The organism is Acidisarcina polymorpha, from assembly GCF_003330725.1.
Classification (GTDB): Bacteria; Acidobacteriota; Terriglobia; order Terriglobales; family Acidobacteriaceae; genus Acidisarcina; species Acidisarcina polymorpha.
In genome coordinates this window covers 1366174-1379718 of the sequence record NZ_CP030840.1, presented here as the reverse complement: position 1 = coordinate 1379718, position 13545 = coordinate 1366174, and the positions used below count along the sequence as shown (strand labels likewise).

The window sequence follows — 13545 nt, the reverse complement described above, 5'->3', positions numbered from 1 at the left end:
TTCCTGGTTTCATCTGAGGCGTCGACCCAAATGGGCCTCTTCAATCGATATGCCTGTTTTATCCCGCTGACCCTGGTTTTTGTTGCCGGTCGGGGCTTGACTCAAGGAACTAAGCAGTCATCGCCGGGGCTCGCGATTTCTTCGGTGCCGGCTTCACAGATGGACCCGACACAACTTCGCTTAGTCGAGAATAGCCAAAGGGCTCTTGCCGACTCCGCACGTCTGTATGGGTTTACTCTCGGCGAGAGTACTCTCGGTGGCCATAGTCCCGTTCGTTCTTCTTACGAATATAAAGAGATCGCGTGTCCTCTTGTCACCCGCCATCTGTTGCTGGCGTATGAATCAATCCAGCCGAATGGTTCTACCTCGCGTTTCACGGCGACCATCTCCCGGGAGAATCTGAGGAACCGCTCGGGCCATAGTGTCGTCCAGATTCTGCCTATTCAACGCGCTGGCGCGGCCCTTTTTGTACCCGCCTGGTCGAGTTCCCATTCCATCGAGGTTTTTAACCAAGCCATCGCTCCCGAACCCATTGAACAGCTCATCTCCGCCAACGCCGAACACCCAGAAGAGCCGCTGCTCGAGCGGAGTCTATGTTATTTAGCGATGGTGGGAGAAACGCCTATCGCCCAACGCGACCCTTCGCGCGAGTCGAGTACCATCCATGCTCCTGTCCCTACGCTGGCGTTCCTGGAGAGGGGAAGAGTGCAGCAGGTATTCTCCGTTCGGAGCGGCGGCGATACCTACCAGGTCTGGACATTCACGTATGCGGCTGCCGGAGATCTCATGGCCGTAGCCCGCGAGCCATACTCCGTCCATCCAGCCGAGTCTCCGCTGCTCGCGGCGAGTGGTGGAGCAAGCTCCGCGTACGCAACTGGCGCCGTCAAACCGGCCGAGAAATCGACGTCAGGCCAGGCACCGGCAGCATCGGGGACATCTACAATCCCGGATGCCAGTCCGGCTGCCACATCGTCACTCCCATTGCCCGCTCGCCGGTATATACCCGAAGCGCCAAATCCGCCAAGCCGGATCCTTCCCGAGGAAAGAGATCCTCGACCTGGTTCCCCGCCTTCGCAGCGCTAGGGCACCGACAGCAAGGCGTTGCCGCCATAGGCTTCCACATGACATCTGCTCTGCTTTGCTCTAGGCTTGCCGATGTTGAAAGTCCGACTCTATTTACGATGAAGCTGCTTACTGCTCTCTACGCCACGGTCATTTGCCTTTCAGCCTTCTTGCTCTTTTTGCTGGAACCGATCGCCGCCCGGCAGTTGCTTCCTCTTTTTGGCGGCTCAGCTGCGGTCTGGATCACCTGCCTGGTCTTCTTCCAATGCACTCTCCTGGCCGGCTACTGGTACGCTCATCTGCTCATCTCTCACACCGCTCCACGCGCGCAGGCGGTCATCCATATGGCGCTGCTCACCCTCGCATTGCTGAGCCTCGAGCTACGGGTACATCCCAGTGCCACAGCTGTTACGTGGCACCCGATCTTGAGCATTCTTGGGTTACTCGCCGTCAGCATCGGTCTCCCCTTCTTGACCCTCGCCGCTACCAGCCCGTTACTACAAGCCTGGTATTCCAGGGCCGGAGGATCAGAGGCGCCTCCATGGTGGCTTTTCGCCTTATCGAACGCGGGATCGTTATTTGCGCTTTTCCTGTATCCAGCCCTCATCGAGACGCATCTGGCGCTTCATTGGCAGGTGATTGTCTGGGCTATAGGCTTTTGCGTTTTCAGCGCCTTCTGCGGGGCGCTCGCGCTGCAAAGCCGGCGGATCGGCTCTGCAGCTGCGGCAGTGGATAGACCAAGTCCCGACCAAGATTCGCCTCGTTCCTGGGCACTTTGGATTTTGCTCCCCGGCTGCGCCTCGATGCTGCTTTGCGCAGTCACCAACCATCTGGGCGAAAACATCGCCGCCATTCCACTCCTCTGGATCGTCCCGTTGGCGGCTTATCTGTTGAGCTTTATCGTCGCCTTTGCGTCACCGCGGGCGTGGCCACGTTTTGTTTCGGTGCGCATGCTCGCTCTCACGCTCGCGACCTTTGCCTACCTGCTCTATAGCAGCCGGATGAGTCTCCCTCCGCAGATATCCATTCCTGTCTACACCCTCGCACTTTTCTTCGCTTGCCTCTTTTGCCATGGCGAACTCTACCGCCTTCGCCCGAGCGCCAACCGGCTTACCGGCTTCTACCTCTCGCTTTCGGGGGGCTCAGCGGCCGGTGCGATCCTCGTTGGGCTCGTAGCCCCGAACTTTTTTCATGCGAGCTACGACTTAGCCATTACCGTGATCCTGCTCGCTGCCGTAGCGCTGATCGTGACTTGGAAGTCGGGGATGACCCCAAGGATCCTCTGGACTGCTGCGACGATCGCCATGATCTACATTGCCGTCATGCAAGCGAGGAGCCTTGGTCAGGAAGCCATCGTTCAACTGCGCAGCTTCTACGGCACTCTCCGGGTCACCGAGACCCATCTGCCGCCAGAAGCCGAAACCACCCGCACGCTATATCACGGCAGGATCCAGCATGGTACTCAGCTCTTCGGAAATGGTCTCCGAACCCAGCCTTCGTCCTACTATGCGCAGAGCTCCGGGGTCGGGCTAGCTCTTGACCTATGCTGCGAGGGGCACCCGAAACGCATCGCCGTCGTCGGCCTCGGAACCGGAACCGTCGCCGCTTACGGAAAACCCGGCGATGACATCACTTTCTATGAGATCGATCCACTCGTTGAGCGTCTAGCCCGTGCACTCTTCACCTATCTCCACGATTCTCAGGCGGCGGTGCATGTCGTTCTAGGGGACGCTCGCCTCTCGCTGGCCCGGGAATCCGCAATCGGCAAGGTTCAGCCCCTGAATGACGTGATCGTTCTCGATGCATTTTCTGGCGACGCGATACCGATTCATCTGTTGACCGCCCAGGCTATTGCTCTCTATCGTCGCAGGTTGCGTCCTGATGGTGTCCTGGTCTTCAACATCTCCAGCCAGTATCTCGACCTCGCACCCGAACTAGAGTTGCAGGCGCAACATGCAGGCCTTGAGACTGCGCTTGTCCACTCCGAAGCCGATGAATCACGCGGCCTCTTCACCGCCGATTGGCTGCTGATGTCTGCCAATCACGCGCTCTTGCACCGGTCTGAAATAGCCAACGTCGCCCAGCCCGTCTCCATGACTCCGGGCCTGCGTCTATGGACCGATGATTACTCCTCGTTGCTGCCACTCATGAAGTGGCGCACAAGGGAAAGGCGAAGTTCTCAACGTTGAATGGAACACTGCACGGAGGCACCATCGCGATAACCTGGACGCGAAAGCGTTCCAAGGGAGAATATGACAAAATTGCAGCGAAACCTATGCGCAACTTTTTAACTCTTCTCGTCCTGCTCTGCTCCGCACTTGTGATCCCGGCACAGTCGTCCGCTGGCACTCAGCTACAGATTTATTTCATCGATGTTGAAGGTGGACAGTCGACCCTGTTCGTCACTCCCGAAGGCAAATCGCTGCTGATCGACACGGGATGGGCGGGCAACAACAGCCGCGACGCCGACCGCATTGCCGCCGCAGCGAAAGCGGCCGGCATCGCCAAAATAGACTATGTCCTCATCACTCACTTTCACGATGACCACGTCGGCGGCGTTCCGCAACTTGTGCAGCGGATTCCGGTTGGCGCCTTCATCGATCACGGCCCGAACCGCGAGCTGACTCCGGACGTCAATGGAAACTTCGACGCCTATCAGAAGACTCTTGCCAGCGGCCACTACAAACGCATCATCGCCAAACCTGGAGAGACGCTGCCAATCTCCGGAATCCACGTTCAGGTGATCAGCGCCGACGGCAAATTGATCGACAAACCTCTCGACGGAGCAGGCCAGCCAAATGAGTATTGCAAAGCGAGCGAGACTCGTCCTGCAGACCAGACCGAAAATGCCCGCTCGGTCGGCGTTCTTATGACCTTCGGCAAACTAAGAATTCTTGACCTCGGCGACTTGACCTGGGACAAGGAAATGCAGCTGATGTGTCCAGACAACAAGCTCGGCAAGGTCGACGTCCTGATTGTTTCCCACCATGGATGGAATCAGAGTTCCAGTCCCGCGCTGGTTGACGCGATACAAGCCCGAATCGCGATCATGGACAACGGCGCGAAGAAGGGAGGGTCGACACCGGTTCTCGACACTGTCCGCAAAGCACCCGGTCTTGAGACGCTCTGGCAGCTGCATTTCTCAGAGGAGGGAGGGACGGAGCATAATACCGCCGACGAATATGACGCGAACTTCTCTGGAGGAGCGGACCAGGGGAATTATCTCAAGCTCACCGCGAGCCCGGATGGCAGCTTTGCCGTCTTTAATTCACGGACGCAACAGAGTAAGAGCTACGCAGCAAGATAAGAACGCTCTGCCAGAATTCCTACCCATGAACCCTAATGACGAGGACATCGCGAATACCTACTCCCGGATGAGTGAGTCTGAGTTGATTGAGGTAGCCCGCTCCTACGACTCGCTCATTGACTCGGCTCAGGCTCTTCTCCGAGCGGAGTTCGGCAGACGTGATCTCGAGCCGCCGTTGGTTCAAGAGAATGAAGATCAAGTCGCCAGCGACCGAACGTTCGTGACGGTCCGGCGTTATCGGGATCTCTCCGAAGCGATTGTTGCGCGTTCTCTTCTCGAATCTGCCGGCATTCCGGTTTATCTTCGCGACGAGAACCTCGTTCGGCTCGAATGGCAGATATCCAATTTCATCGGCGGCATCCGCCTTCAGGTGGAGCAGGCAAACGCGGGTGCTGCAGCCGAGCTCCTGAATCAGCCGATTCCGGACACGGTTGCGTTTGGTCAGGAGGCCGTGTTTGCTCAGCCGGTCTGTCCTCAGTGCGGTTCGAGAGACATCACCTTCGAGGGCTCGTCCCGAAGTGCCGCGCTCACCTCGCTGTATCTGCTGGCTATGCCCCTTCCGCTCGGCAAGGAGACATGGCGGTGCAACTCGTGCGATGCCCGGTGGCAAGATAAGCCTTAAGGGAATTTAGTTCTTCAGAACGGTCCGAATGTGGAGGTCTCGCAACTGAACTTCGCTCACCGGGGTCGGAGCGTCGACCATCAGGTCGATGGCCTTGGCGGTCTTGGGGAAGGCGATGACCTCGCGCAGGCTCTGTGCTCCGGCCAGAATCATCGCGATCCGGTCCAGCCCCAGGGCGATTCCTCCGTGGGGAGGCGTGCCATACTCAAGCGCTTCGAGAAAGAATCCGAAGCGCGCCTTGGCCTCTTCATCGCTCATGCCGAGCGCGCGGAAGATCTCCCGCTGCACGTCCTGGCGATGAATACGGATCGATCCCGAGCCTAGTTCGGTGCCGTTCAGCACGATGTCGTAAGCGAGCGCTCGTACCGCTCCAGGATCAGACGTGAGCCGCCCGGCCTTGAGATCGTCTTCGTGCGGCGAAGTGAAGGGATGATGCGCGAAGGTCCAGGATTTGGTGTCCTCGTCCCACTCGAAGAAGGGGAAATCCGTAACCCAGAGAAACTTGTAATCGTCGCTGTTACCTTTTTTCTCGAACAGCTTGTGCCGGTCGGCATACTTCTGCGCGATCGCCAGACGAACTGCTCCGGCGGCCTCGTAAATCTGCCGTTCGCGGCTTGAAAGCACGCCAGGAGCGCGCGGCTCGCTGGTTGCCTCAACGGTGCTCGCCGCTGCCACTAGGGCCAGCACATCCTGCTCGCCCGCGCCGGTCAGCTCGCGCACCTTGTTCATGGCTTCCGGGAACATTTTTTCGAGTCGCTTGAAATCGTCCAGCACCTTGGTGCCCTGCTGTGTCAGCTTGGCGGGATAAAGCAGGCGTAGATCATCTCGCTCCTTGCGCGAGAGTTCGCCGACTGCAGGAATCCGGACGGCCACCACCGGGAGCGCCGGATTCACTGCCAGGGTCTCCAAATCTCCAGGAGCAAAGACATCATTGACGCGGGTCAACTGCGGCAACCGCAGGTCGGGTTTGTCGATGCCGTAGAGCCGCAGCGCTTCGTCGAAGGTCATCCGCGGAAAGGGAGGGGTGAGCTTCGTGCCTGCTACCTCGAAGGCGGCGCTTAGAAATCCTTCAACAACGGCAAAGACGCTCTCCTGCTGTGGAAAGGAGATCTCCAGATCGATCTGGGTGAACTCCGGCTGGCGATCGGCGCGTAAATCCTCGTCACGGAAGCAGCGGGCGATCTGGAAATACCGGTCCAGTCCGGAGATCATCAGGATCTGCTTGAACAGCTGCGGGGATTGCGGCAGGGCGTAGAAACTGCCCGCGTGAACGCGGCTCGGCACCAGATAATCGCGCGCACCCTCGGGCGTGGAGCGGGTCATGAAGGGGGTCTCGACTTCGAGGAAGCCCTCGCCCGAAAGGTACTGCCGGATCGCCAGTGTGATGTCGTGGCGCAGCTTGAGATTATGCTGCATCTCCTGCCGTCGAAGGTCGAGGTAGCGGTATTTGAGTCGGACCTCTTCATTCGCGATCGCGTCTTCAGCAGGGGAGAATGGCGCCAACTTGGCGTCGTTCAAGACCAGCAGCTGCTCGGCAACGACCTCGATTTCACCGGTTGCCATCTTCGGGTTGATGACGTCTCTCCCGCGTAGCCGTACCTTGCCGATCGCTGCGACAACATACTCCGGACGAACGGCTTCGCCTTTGGCATGGGCCTCAGGACTCAACTCGGCGTCGAGCACCACCTGGGTGATGCCGAAACGGTCGCGGAGGTCGAGAAAGATCAGGTTGCCGTGGTCGCGGCGGCGATTGACCCAACCCATGAGGATGACCGATTCTCCGGCCGAGGCCGCGCGGAGTTCTCCGCAAGTGTGCGTACGTTGCAGCGTTCCTAAAAAGTCGAGCAATGCAGATCCTATTCTTGGGGCGAGCTATGGCTGTCCGGATTCAGCGCGAAGGCAAGTTCCCCCCGTGCAATTTTCGTCTGCTCGCCGCTGGCAAAATTCTTTACTGTCAGGATACCGGAGTGCAGCTCATCTTCGCCCAACAGCACGATGTTGCGGGCCAGCTTGTTTCCGGTTTCGAACGATTTCTTGAGCCGGAATCCTCCGTCGCCCACCTCAATCCGCAATCCTGCACGACGCAACTCCCGGGCCAACAGCAACCCGGCCGGATTCAGCCCTTCGCCGAGCGGAGCAATGTAGGCGTCTGCGAGCCTAGGTGCGATCTGCCCGGCTTGCGCCTCCAGGGTCAGCACCAACCGGTCCGCGCCGATGGCGAAGCCGATCCCGGGCGCCTTCGGGCCGCCGATCATCTCGGAGAGCCCGTCGTAACGGCCACCGCCGAGCAGGGCATTCTGTGCGCCGAGACCTCCTTCTTCGCTTTGGACCTGAAATTCGAAGGTCGTTCGGGTGTAGTAATCTAACCCGCGCACCAGACGATGACTGATCTCATACGCCACGCCACAGGTATCAAGCGCTGCGCGAACGGCAGCGAAATGCGCCTGCGATGCTTCGTCGAGATAATCGGCAATGCGCGGCAAAGTCTCGATAATCGGCTGGTCTTCGGGGACTTTGCAGTCCAGCACCCGCAAGGGGTTGGTCTCCGCTCGCCTCTGGCAATCGATGCACATGGTTGGCGCAACATCCCTGAGCGCCTCTCTGAGCGCGGCGATGTAGCGCGGACGATCGCTCGCCGAGCCGACCGAGTTGATCAGCAGCTTCCAGCCGGTGATGCCGAGTTCATTGAGAAAAGTGGCCAGCATCTCGAGCACCTCGGCGTCCCGCAGCGGAGACTCGGAACCCGCGCTCGGCGGCCCGATCACTTCTGCCCCGATCTGGTAGAACTGGCGGTAGCGGCCCTTCTGCGGACGCTCCCGGCGGAACTGCGGCCCGATGTAATAGAGCTTTTGCAGCATCCCCGATTCGCCCAGGCCGTGCTCGATGTAGGCCCGAACCACCCCGGCCGTATTCTCGGGGCGGAGAGTCAGCGATTGCGCCTTCTCTGATTGGGCGCGTGCTCGGTCTTCCCAGGTATACATTTCCTTCGCAACAATGTCGGTCTCCTCGCCCACGCCACGGGCGAAGAGCTGGGTATCTTCAAAGATCGGCGTGCGGATCTCGCCGAAGCTGTAGCGGCCGAAGACTGAGCGTGCCGTGTTCTCGATGTGATTCCAGATTTCGGTTTCGGGCGGCAATAAATCCCGGGTGCCGCGTACAGCCTTCAAGATACTCATGCTTGGGTAGCTTCTCTTTTCCTCGTGTTATATAAGTCTACCGAAGATGGAAGCTAGCTGATGCGAAGTGATAGGTCGTCCCCAACGGAGTAGCAGCAAGGGCAATGAAGAAGCAGTTCGTTCGAGAGGGCAAGAAGTTGAATGCTCTGATGCGCTTGCGCGAGGACCGGGCTCAGATACCGCCATATGTTCAACTTCCAATCTCCTGCTCCTGCAGATAGATCGCCACATAATCAACGTAGTTCCGCGCGTATTGAAGAATCATCTCCCGATCGCTTCCTTCCAGCTTGCGACGCTGCTTTGCTGGCACTCCGGCCCATAGGCTGTTCGGCTCGATCACAGTATGCTCCGGAACCACCGCCCCGGCGGCGATGATGGATCCTTCTCCGATCCTTGCGTCATTGAGTACCACCGCGCCCATCCCGATAAGACAGGCGTCTTCGATCACGCATCCGTGCACGGTCGCGTTATGGCCAATTGTGACCCAATCGCCAATAACGACTGGATATTTGTAACGCATCCCATGGAGAACAGAACAATCCTGCACGTTGGAGTTTGCCCCGATTCGAATGGAATGAACATCGCCTCGGACCACCGCATTCATCCAGATGCTGGAATTTTCGCCCAAGCGGACGTCGCCGATTACCTGCGCCGACAGATCGATGTAGCAGCTCGCTGGGATGATGGGAGAATGTCCTTGATAAGACCGAATCATGAAACCTGCCTTAAGGTAAAAAGTGGTCAATTCGCAGTCTATCGCGAACCTCATTGCACCAACTCTGCAGCAAAGTCCGAGATCTCTCCACACGCTCAGCTGGTTTGCTCGCGACTTAGGCTGAATTCATGCCCGGGATCGCAGAAAAATCCGCTGAATTGAAGTATCATAAAAGAGCCCACGTGGGGATGTTTGGAGGTGTATTTCTTTTGGCAGAGGTTCGAGTTCAAGAGGGTGAACCCCTTGAAAACGCGCTACGCCGGTTTAAGCGGAAGGTTCAGCAGGAAGACATCATCAAGGAAGTCAAGCGTCACTCCTTCTATCTGAAACCCGGGGAAAAGCGTCGCGTCAAGGAAGCATTGGCGCGAAAACGGAATCGCAAGAAGGCGCGCAAAGAAGCCGACTAATACTGAAACATGAACGAAGTTTGAGTAAGTACGGCGGGTTAGATCGTCCGACATATCTTCCCCGCCGTGCCAAGTAACACTGATGTTCTTACCCTGCGATCTCTGCTGGTAGTTTCCTGTAGCCCTTACGGTTTCCTTTCCAACCGCTTGAAGTAGCCGCTCTCCAATGGCGGCTGGGCCCCGAAAGCACTTCACAATAGAGTCAGCGATAAGCAGTCGATTCCTCGTTTCGAGGGCTCTGCTGCTATCCCTTAGTCGCCGAACCACTCTACTGGGTAGTGCTTCAAACCGGATTTCCTTGATACGCGCACTGACGCCGTGCAATATCGCAGGGCTGTTTTCCTCATGGAGACGGCTCTTAGATCCCTCGGCGCTTGCGGAGTAGAGGGGAGTCCAGTTCCTTGATGCATCTAGCAGCGAATCGGTTCGTGCGCGGATCAGCGCGGCCGGAACGTTTGTCCTCTGCAAGGGGCGAACGCGGGGAGGGGATGAAATGGAGCTTGCCGATAGGGTTCTGAAGTGTGTTGATTGTGGAAGTGACTTTGTCTTCACTGCGGGAGAACAGTTGTTCTTTCACCAGCAGCAATTCAGAAATGATCCTAAAAGGTGTAAGCCGTGCAAGGCCAAGCGGGCGTCGGGAGCCTCCGGTGTGCGCCCGGAAACCCGTACCACTTGTTCCCAATGCGGTGCCGACACCACCGTCCCTTTTCTTCCCACACAAGGGCGCCCTGTTCTCTGCCGCCACTGTTTCCAGTCGAAGCGCGGCCCCGCACGAAGCGTCGCTGCGCACTAGGTTGTGCAGCTTTGATCCTTTAGCCATCTTCACCCTCTTCTTGTTGTAACCTCATGATGGTCGCGCGGATTTATGTAGTGAGCATCTAATCTCGAAAATCAAGAACTGAGGGTTACTATGTCCAATAAAGTGAAACTAGAAGACGCACGCCGAGTCATCGCCGCGGCCGAAAAGAAGGCAGCTGAAATCGGTCAGCCCATGAACATTGCCGTGGCCGATGAAGGTGGGAATCTGGTCTCCCACGTCCGCATGGATGGCGCGTGGTTAGGATCTGTCGATATCTCGATCAAGAAAGCCTACACCTCTCGGGCCTTTGATATCAGCACCAAAGACCTGGCCGGCCACTCGCAGTCGGGCAATCAGTTTTTTGGCATTCATGCTTCGAACGACGGCAAAATCATGATCTTCGCTGGAGGAATTCCGCTCAAGTCGGACGGCAAAGTCGTCGGCGCGGTCGGCGTGAGCGGGGGTTCCGGGGACCAGGACCATGCCGTGGCGGAGGCGGGGGCCGCTGCGTTCTAGATTGGACGCGATTTGGCGCCGGACTGCTGGTGATGCCTAATTCGGTGGAGATTGGCGGGCACTGCTCGGTGCAGTGCCCTATACCACTGGTTGCCGACCGGCCTAGGCGGCTTCGGTAGCGGGCGCCTTGGCGAGTGCTGCCTTGGCTTGGTTGGCCAAGGCAGTGAAGCCGGCCGGATCGGCGACGGCGATCTCAGCCAGCACCTTGCGGTCGAGTTCCACTCCAGCGACCTTGAGACCGTGAATGAGCAGTGAATAGGTGGTGCCGTTCAGCTTCGCGGCAGCGTTGATTCGGGCAATCCACAGCGAGCGGAATTGCCTCTTCTTCTGCTTGCGTCCTATGTAAGCGAACTTGAGTCCGCGCTCAACTGCTTCTTGGGCAGCCTGGTAGAGCTTCGATTTTGTAAGAAAGTAACCGCTCGCGCGCTTCAGTATCTTTTTGCGGCGATCATTGCGCTTGGTTCCACGTTTGACGCGGGGCATGGGTTGATCTCCTTTAAGTCATTCGTTATGCGGCTGGAGGCAGGAGGCGACACCCCTCAGGGCGGCACTTGAGAACCTCTTCACTCGCTTGTTACTGATCTCTCGACACCTGCGATGAGGTGTCGGGGGCCGTCATGTGACGTTAATGCGGCCCAAGTCGAAGACGACCGATCAGGCATAGGGAATCATGCGCGATACCTTGGCGTAGTCGGCGTCCGAAACCAGCGCAGAATGAGCAAGTTTGCGCTTGGTCTTGGTCTCCTTTGACGTCAGGATGTGGCGCATCTTTGACTGGCCGCGCTTGATCTTGCCGGTTCCAGTCTTCTTGAAGCGCTTGGCTGCGCCTTTATGGGTCTTCAATTTAGGCATGGTTGTCCTACAAGGAAATTCTGTCTTTACAACATCATTCAGTATACGGGAGCATTTCGAATCCGCAAAATGCAAAGCCAGCAAACTGCTACATGTAAAGCCACCGTGAAGGGCGCGCTTGCGAGTCTTAGCGGTAGTAGGCGTCGATTCGAGCCTGCTGGCACTCTCTTCTAAGAATTTCCAAAGACTTGTGACTATGTTTTGGCATTTCCCTTGCCACCAGTCTGGCTGAAGTACTGAAGGCGAGGATCGTGTCGATCTTCTCAATCAGAAATAGCACGGTACGACAAGCATTGGTGACCCGAAGTACGTTTGCCGAAGGATGATCATGAGAAAGCGACCTCCCGCACGTCCGACTTATGCCCGGCTCATTCTCCCCAAAGCGCCGACTGGCATTCACGGCTTGGATGAGATCCTCGAGGGCGGCCTTCCGCGGCAGCGGTCCACTCTGGTGTGCGGGGCAGCGGGGTCCGGCAAGACGCTCCTGGCTGCCGAGTTCCTGGTTCGTGGCGCTATGGAGTTTGATGAGCCTGGTGTTTTGATCGCCTTTGAAGAGACTCGTGAAGATCTCACCCAGAACCTGGCGTCGCTTGGCTTTCCGCTCGCGCAACTGGTCACGGCGAAGAAGATGGTGCTCGACTATGTCCACTTCGAGCGAAGCGAGATGCTGGAAACGGGAGCATACAGTCTGGAAGGCTTGTTCGTTAGGCTTGAGTATGCGATCGATTCTATCGGCGCAAAGCGGGTGGCGATGGACTCGCTGGAAGTGCTCTTCGCTAGCCTAAGCGATGCCGCTCTGCTTCGCTCCGAGTTGCGCCGTCTGTTCTGTTGGCTACATGCGAAGGGAGTCACTTCGGTCATTACTGCGGAGCGGGGGGAGGGCACCCTAACCCGACATGGGCTTGAAGAGTATGTCTCCGACTGCGTCATTCTGCTGGACAATCGGGTCAATAACCAGTTCGCGACGCGCCGTTTACGGATCGTCAAATATCGCGGCTCTCGCCACGGCATGGACGAGTATCCATTCATCGTCGGTGACCACGGAATTTCCGTACTCCCGATTACTTCGGTAGGGCTGAATCATCTGACGCCGGCGGGTCGAGTCCTCAGCGGCATCCAGAGGCTGGACGCAATGTTGGGCGGCAGGGGGTACCACCGGGGCAGCAGCATCTTGATCTCGGGCGGCTCCGGCACCGGCAAGACGAGTATTGCGGCGCATTTGGCGAATTCAGTGTGCGCAGCCGGTCAACGTTGCCTCATCTTTCTTTTCGAAGAATCGCCTAGCCAATACATCCGCAACATGCGCTCGCTAGGTCTGGACCTTGAACCCTGGATCCGGTGCGGGCTTCTGCTCTTCCACGCCGCTCGGCCGACGCTCTGTGGGTTGGAGACCCATCTTGTGACGATGCACCGTATCGCCGGAGAGTTCAAACCAAGCGTAGTGGTCATCGATCCGGTCACCAACCTCGAGTCCGGCGGAACTGCAGACGAGGCAAGCTCGCTGTTGACCAGGCTGATCGATTTTTTTAAAGCCAAGCAGATTACCACCCTGTTCACCAGTCTTACCCGTGGCGGCAAAGATGAAGAGACCACCGACGCCGGTATTTCGTCACTGATGGACACTTGGATCCTGGTGAGGAACGTGGAATCTGGCGGGGAACGCAACCGCGTGCTTTACGTCCTCAAATCACGCGGCATGGCCCACTCCAATCAAGTCCGCGAATTTCAGTTGAGCGATCACGGCATCGAGTTGGTGGACGTGTATGTGGGACCTGGAGGAGTGCTCACTGGCGCTGCCCGGCTGGCACAGGAAGCCCGGGAGGCGGCGGACCTGCTGTTGGACGAGGAAGAGTTCGCGCGTCGCAGGCATGAGATGGATAGGTCCATTCAGTCGTTGCAGGCGAAGTCGAAGTCGTTGGCGTTGGAACTGAAGATCGCGGTGCGCGGACGAGCCCAGCTGGGCGCTCAGAATGGAGCTAAGAACAAGATGCTTCTCGCCAACCGCTTGGAAATGGCACAAGCGCGTCGGGCCGATGCCTCGGCGGATGACGAACCCAATCCGAAGACGAAGCAAAACAAAGGAGCGTAG

General features: G+C 57.9%; 13 protein-coding genes. 8 read left to right on the top strand and 5 right to left on the bottom strand.

Features of this window, described 5'->3' with window-relative positions; translation table 11 throughout:
- Nucleotides 1-30 precede the first annotated feature (30 nt).
- From ACPOL_RS06065 to ACPOL_RS06050, 4 genes are all read left to right on the top strand, one after another.
- Nucleotides 31-1083, top strand: coding sequence for a hypothetical protein (locus tag ACPOL_RS06065; RefSeq protein WP_114206265.1), 1053 nt, complete (start codon nt 31-33; stop codon nt 1081-1083).
- A 38-nt stretch (nt 1084-1121) separates the two neighbouring features.
- Nucleotides 1122-3251 (top strand): fused MFS/spermidine synthase, encoded by a 2130-nt coding sequence (locus ACPOL_RS06060; RefSeq protein WP_150132920.1) that lies wholly within the window; start codon nt 1122-1124, stop codon nt 3249-3251.
- Between the two features lie 86 nt (nt 3252-3337).
- Nucleotides 3338-4369, top strand: a complete 1032-nt coding sequence (locus ACPOL_RS06055) for a ComEC/Rec2 family competence protein (protein ID WP_114210624.1) — start codon at nt 3338-3340, stop codon at nt 4367-4369.
- A gap of 25 nt (nt 4370-4394) precedes the next feature.
- A complete protein-coding gene (locus tag ACPOL_RS06050) occupies nt 4395-4991 on the top strand; it encodes a putative signal transducing protein (protein WP_114206263.1) in 597 nt (198 codons plus the stop codon).
- Between the two features lie 6 nt (nt 4992-4997).
- Here ACPOL_RS06050 and aspS read toward each other — a convergent pair whose 3' ends face one another.
- The 3 genes from aspS to ACPOL_RS06035 all read right to left on the bottom strand — a co-directional run bounded on the left by aspS (nt 4998) and on the right by ACPOL_RS06035 (nt 8882).
- A complete protein-coding gene (gene aspS, locus ACPOL_RS06045; protein ID WP_114206262.1) occupies nt 4998-6839 on the bottom strand; it encodes an aspartate--tRNA ligase in 1842 nt (613 codons plus the stop codon).
- 8 nt (nt 6840-6847) lie between these two features.
- The gene (gene hisS / locus ACPOL_RS06040; protein WP_114206261.1) at nt 6848-8167 is read right to left on the bottom strand and encodes a histidine--tRNA ligase; all 1320 of its coding nucleotides are present in this window, start codon (nt 8165-8167) and stop codon (nt 6848-6850) included.
- Between the two features lie 190 nt (nt 8168-8357).
- Complete coding sequence (locus ACPOL_RS06035) at nt 8358-8882, bottom strand: gamma carbonic anhydrase family protein (protein WP_114210622.1); 525 nt, start codon at nt 8880-8882, stop codon at nt 8358-8360.
- A 209-nt stretch (nt 8883-9091) separates the two neighbouring features.
- Between ACPOL_RS06035 and rpsU the strand changes: the two genes are divergently transcribed.
- The 3 genes from rpsU (at nt 9092) to ACPOL_RS06020 (ending at nt 10604) form a co-directional block, all read left to right on the top strand.
- Entirely contained in the window at nt 9092-9289 is a 198-nt protein-coding gene (gene rpsU / locus ACPOL_RS06030; protein WP_114210621.1) for a 30S ribosomal protein S21, read from the top strand.
- A gap of 493 nt (nt 9290-9782) precedes the next feature.
- Nucleotides 9783-10082, top strand: a complete 300-nt coding sequence (locus ACPOL_RS06025) for a zinc-ribbon domain containing protein (RefSeq protein ID WP_114206260.1) — start codon at nt 9783-9785, stop codon at nt 10080-10082.
- Between the two features lie 117 nt (nt 10083-10199).
- Nucleotides 10200-10604, top strand: a complete 405-nt coding sequence (locus tag ACPOL_RS06020; protein ID WP_114206259.1) for a GlcG/HbpS family heme-binding protein — start codon at nt 10200-10202, stop codon at nt 10602-10604.
- 102 nt (nt 10605-10706) lie between these two features.
- Here ACPOL_RS06020 and rplT read toward each other — a convergent pair whose 3' ends face one another.
- A complete protein-coding gene (gene rplT, locus ACPOL_RS06015) occupies nt 10707-11087 on the bottom strand; it encodes a 50S ribosomal protein L20 (protein ID WP_114206258.1) in 381 nt (126 codons plus the stop codon).
- 171 nt (nt 11088-11258) lie between these two features.
- Nucleotides 11259-11456, bottom strand: coding sequence for a 50S ribosomal protein L35 (gene rpmI, locus ACPOL_RS06010; protein ID WP_114206257.1), 198 nt, complete (start codon nt 11454-11456; stop codon nt 11259-11261).
- Between the two features lie 328 nt (nt 11457-11784).
- Between rpmI and kaiC the strand changes: the two genes are divergently transcribed.
- Entirely contained in the window at nt 11785-13545 is a 1761-nt protein-coding gene (gene kaiC / locus ACPOL_RS06005; protein ID WP_114210620.1) for a circadian clock protein KaiC, read from the top strand.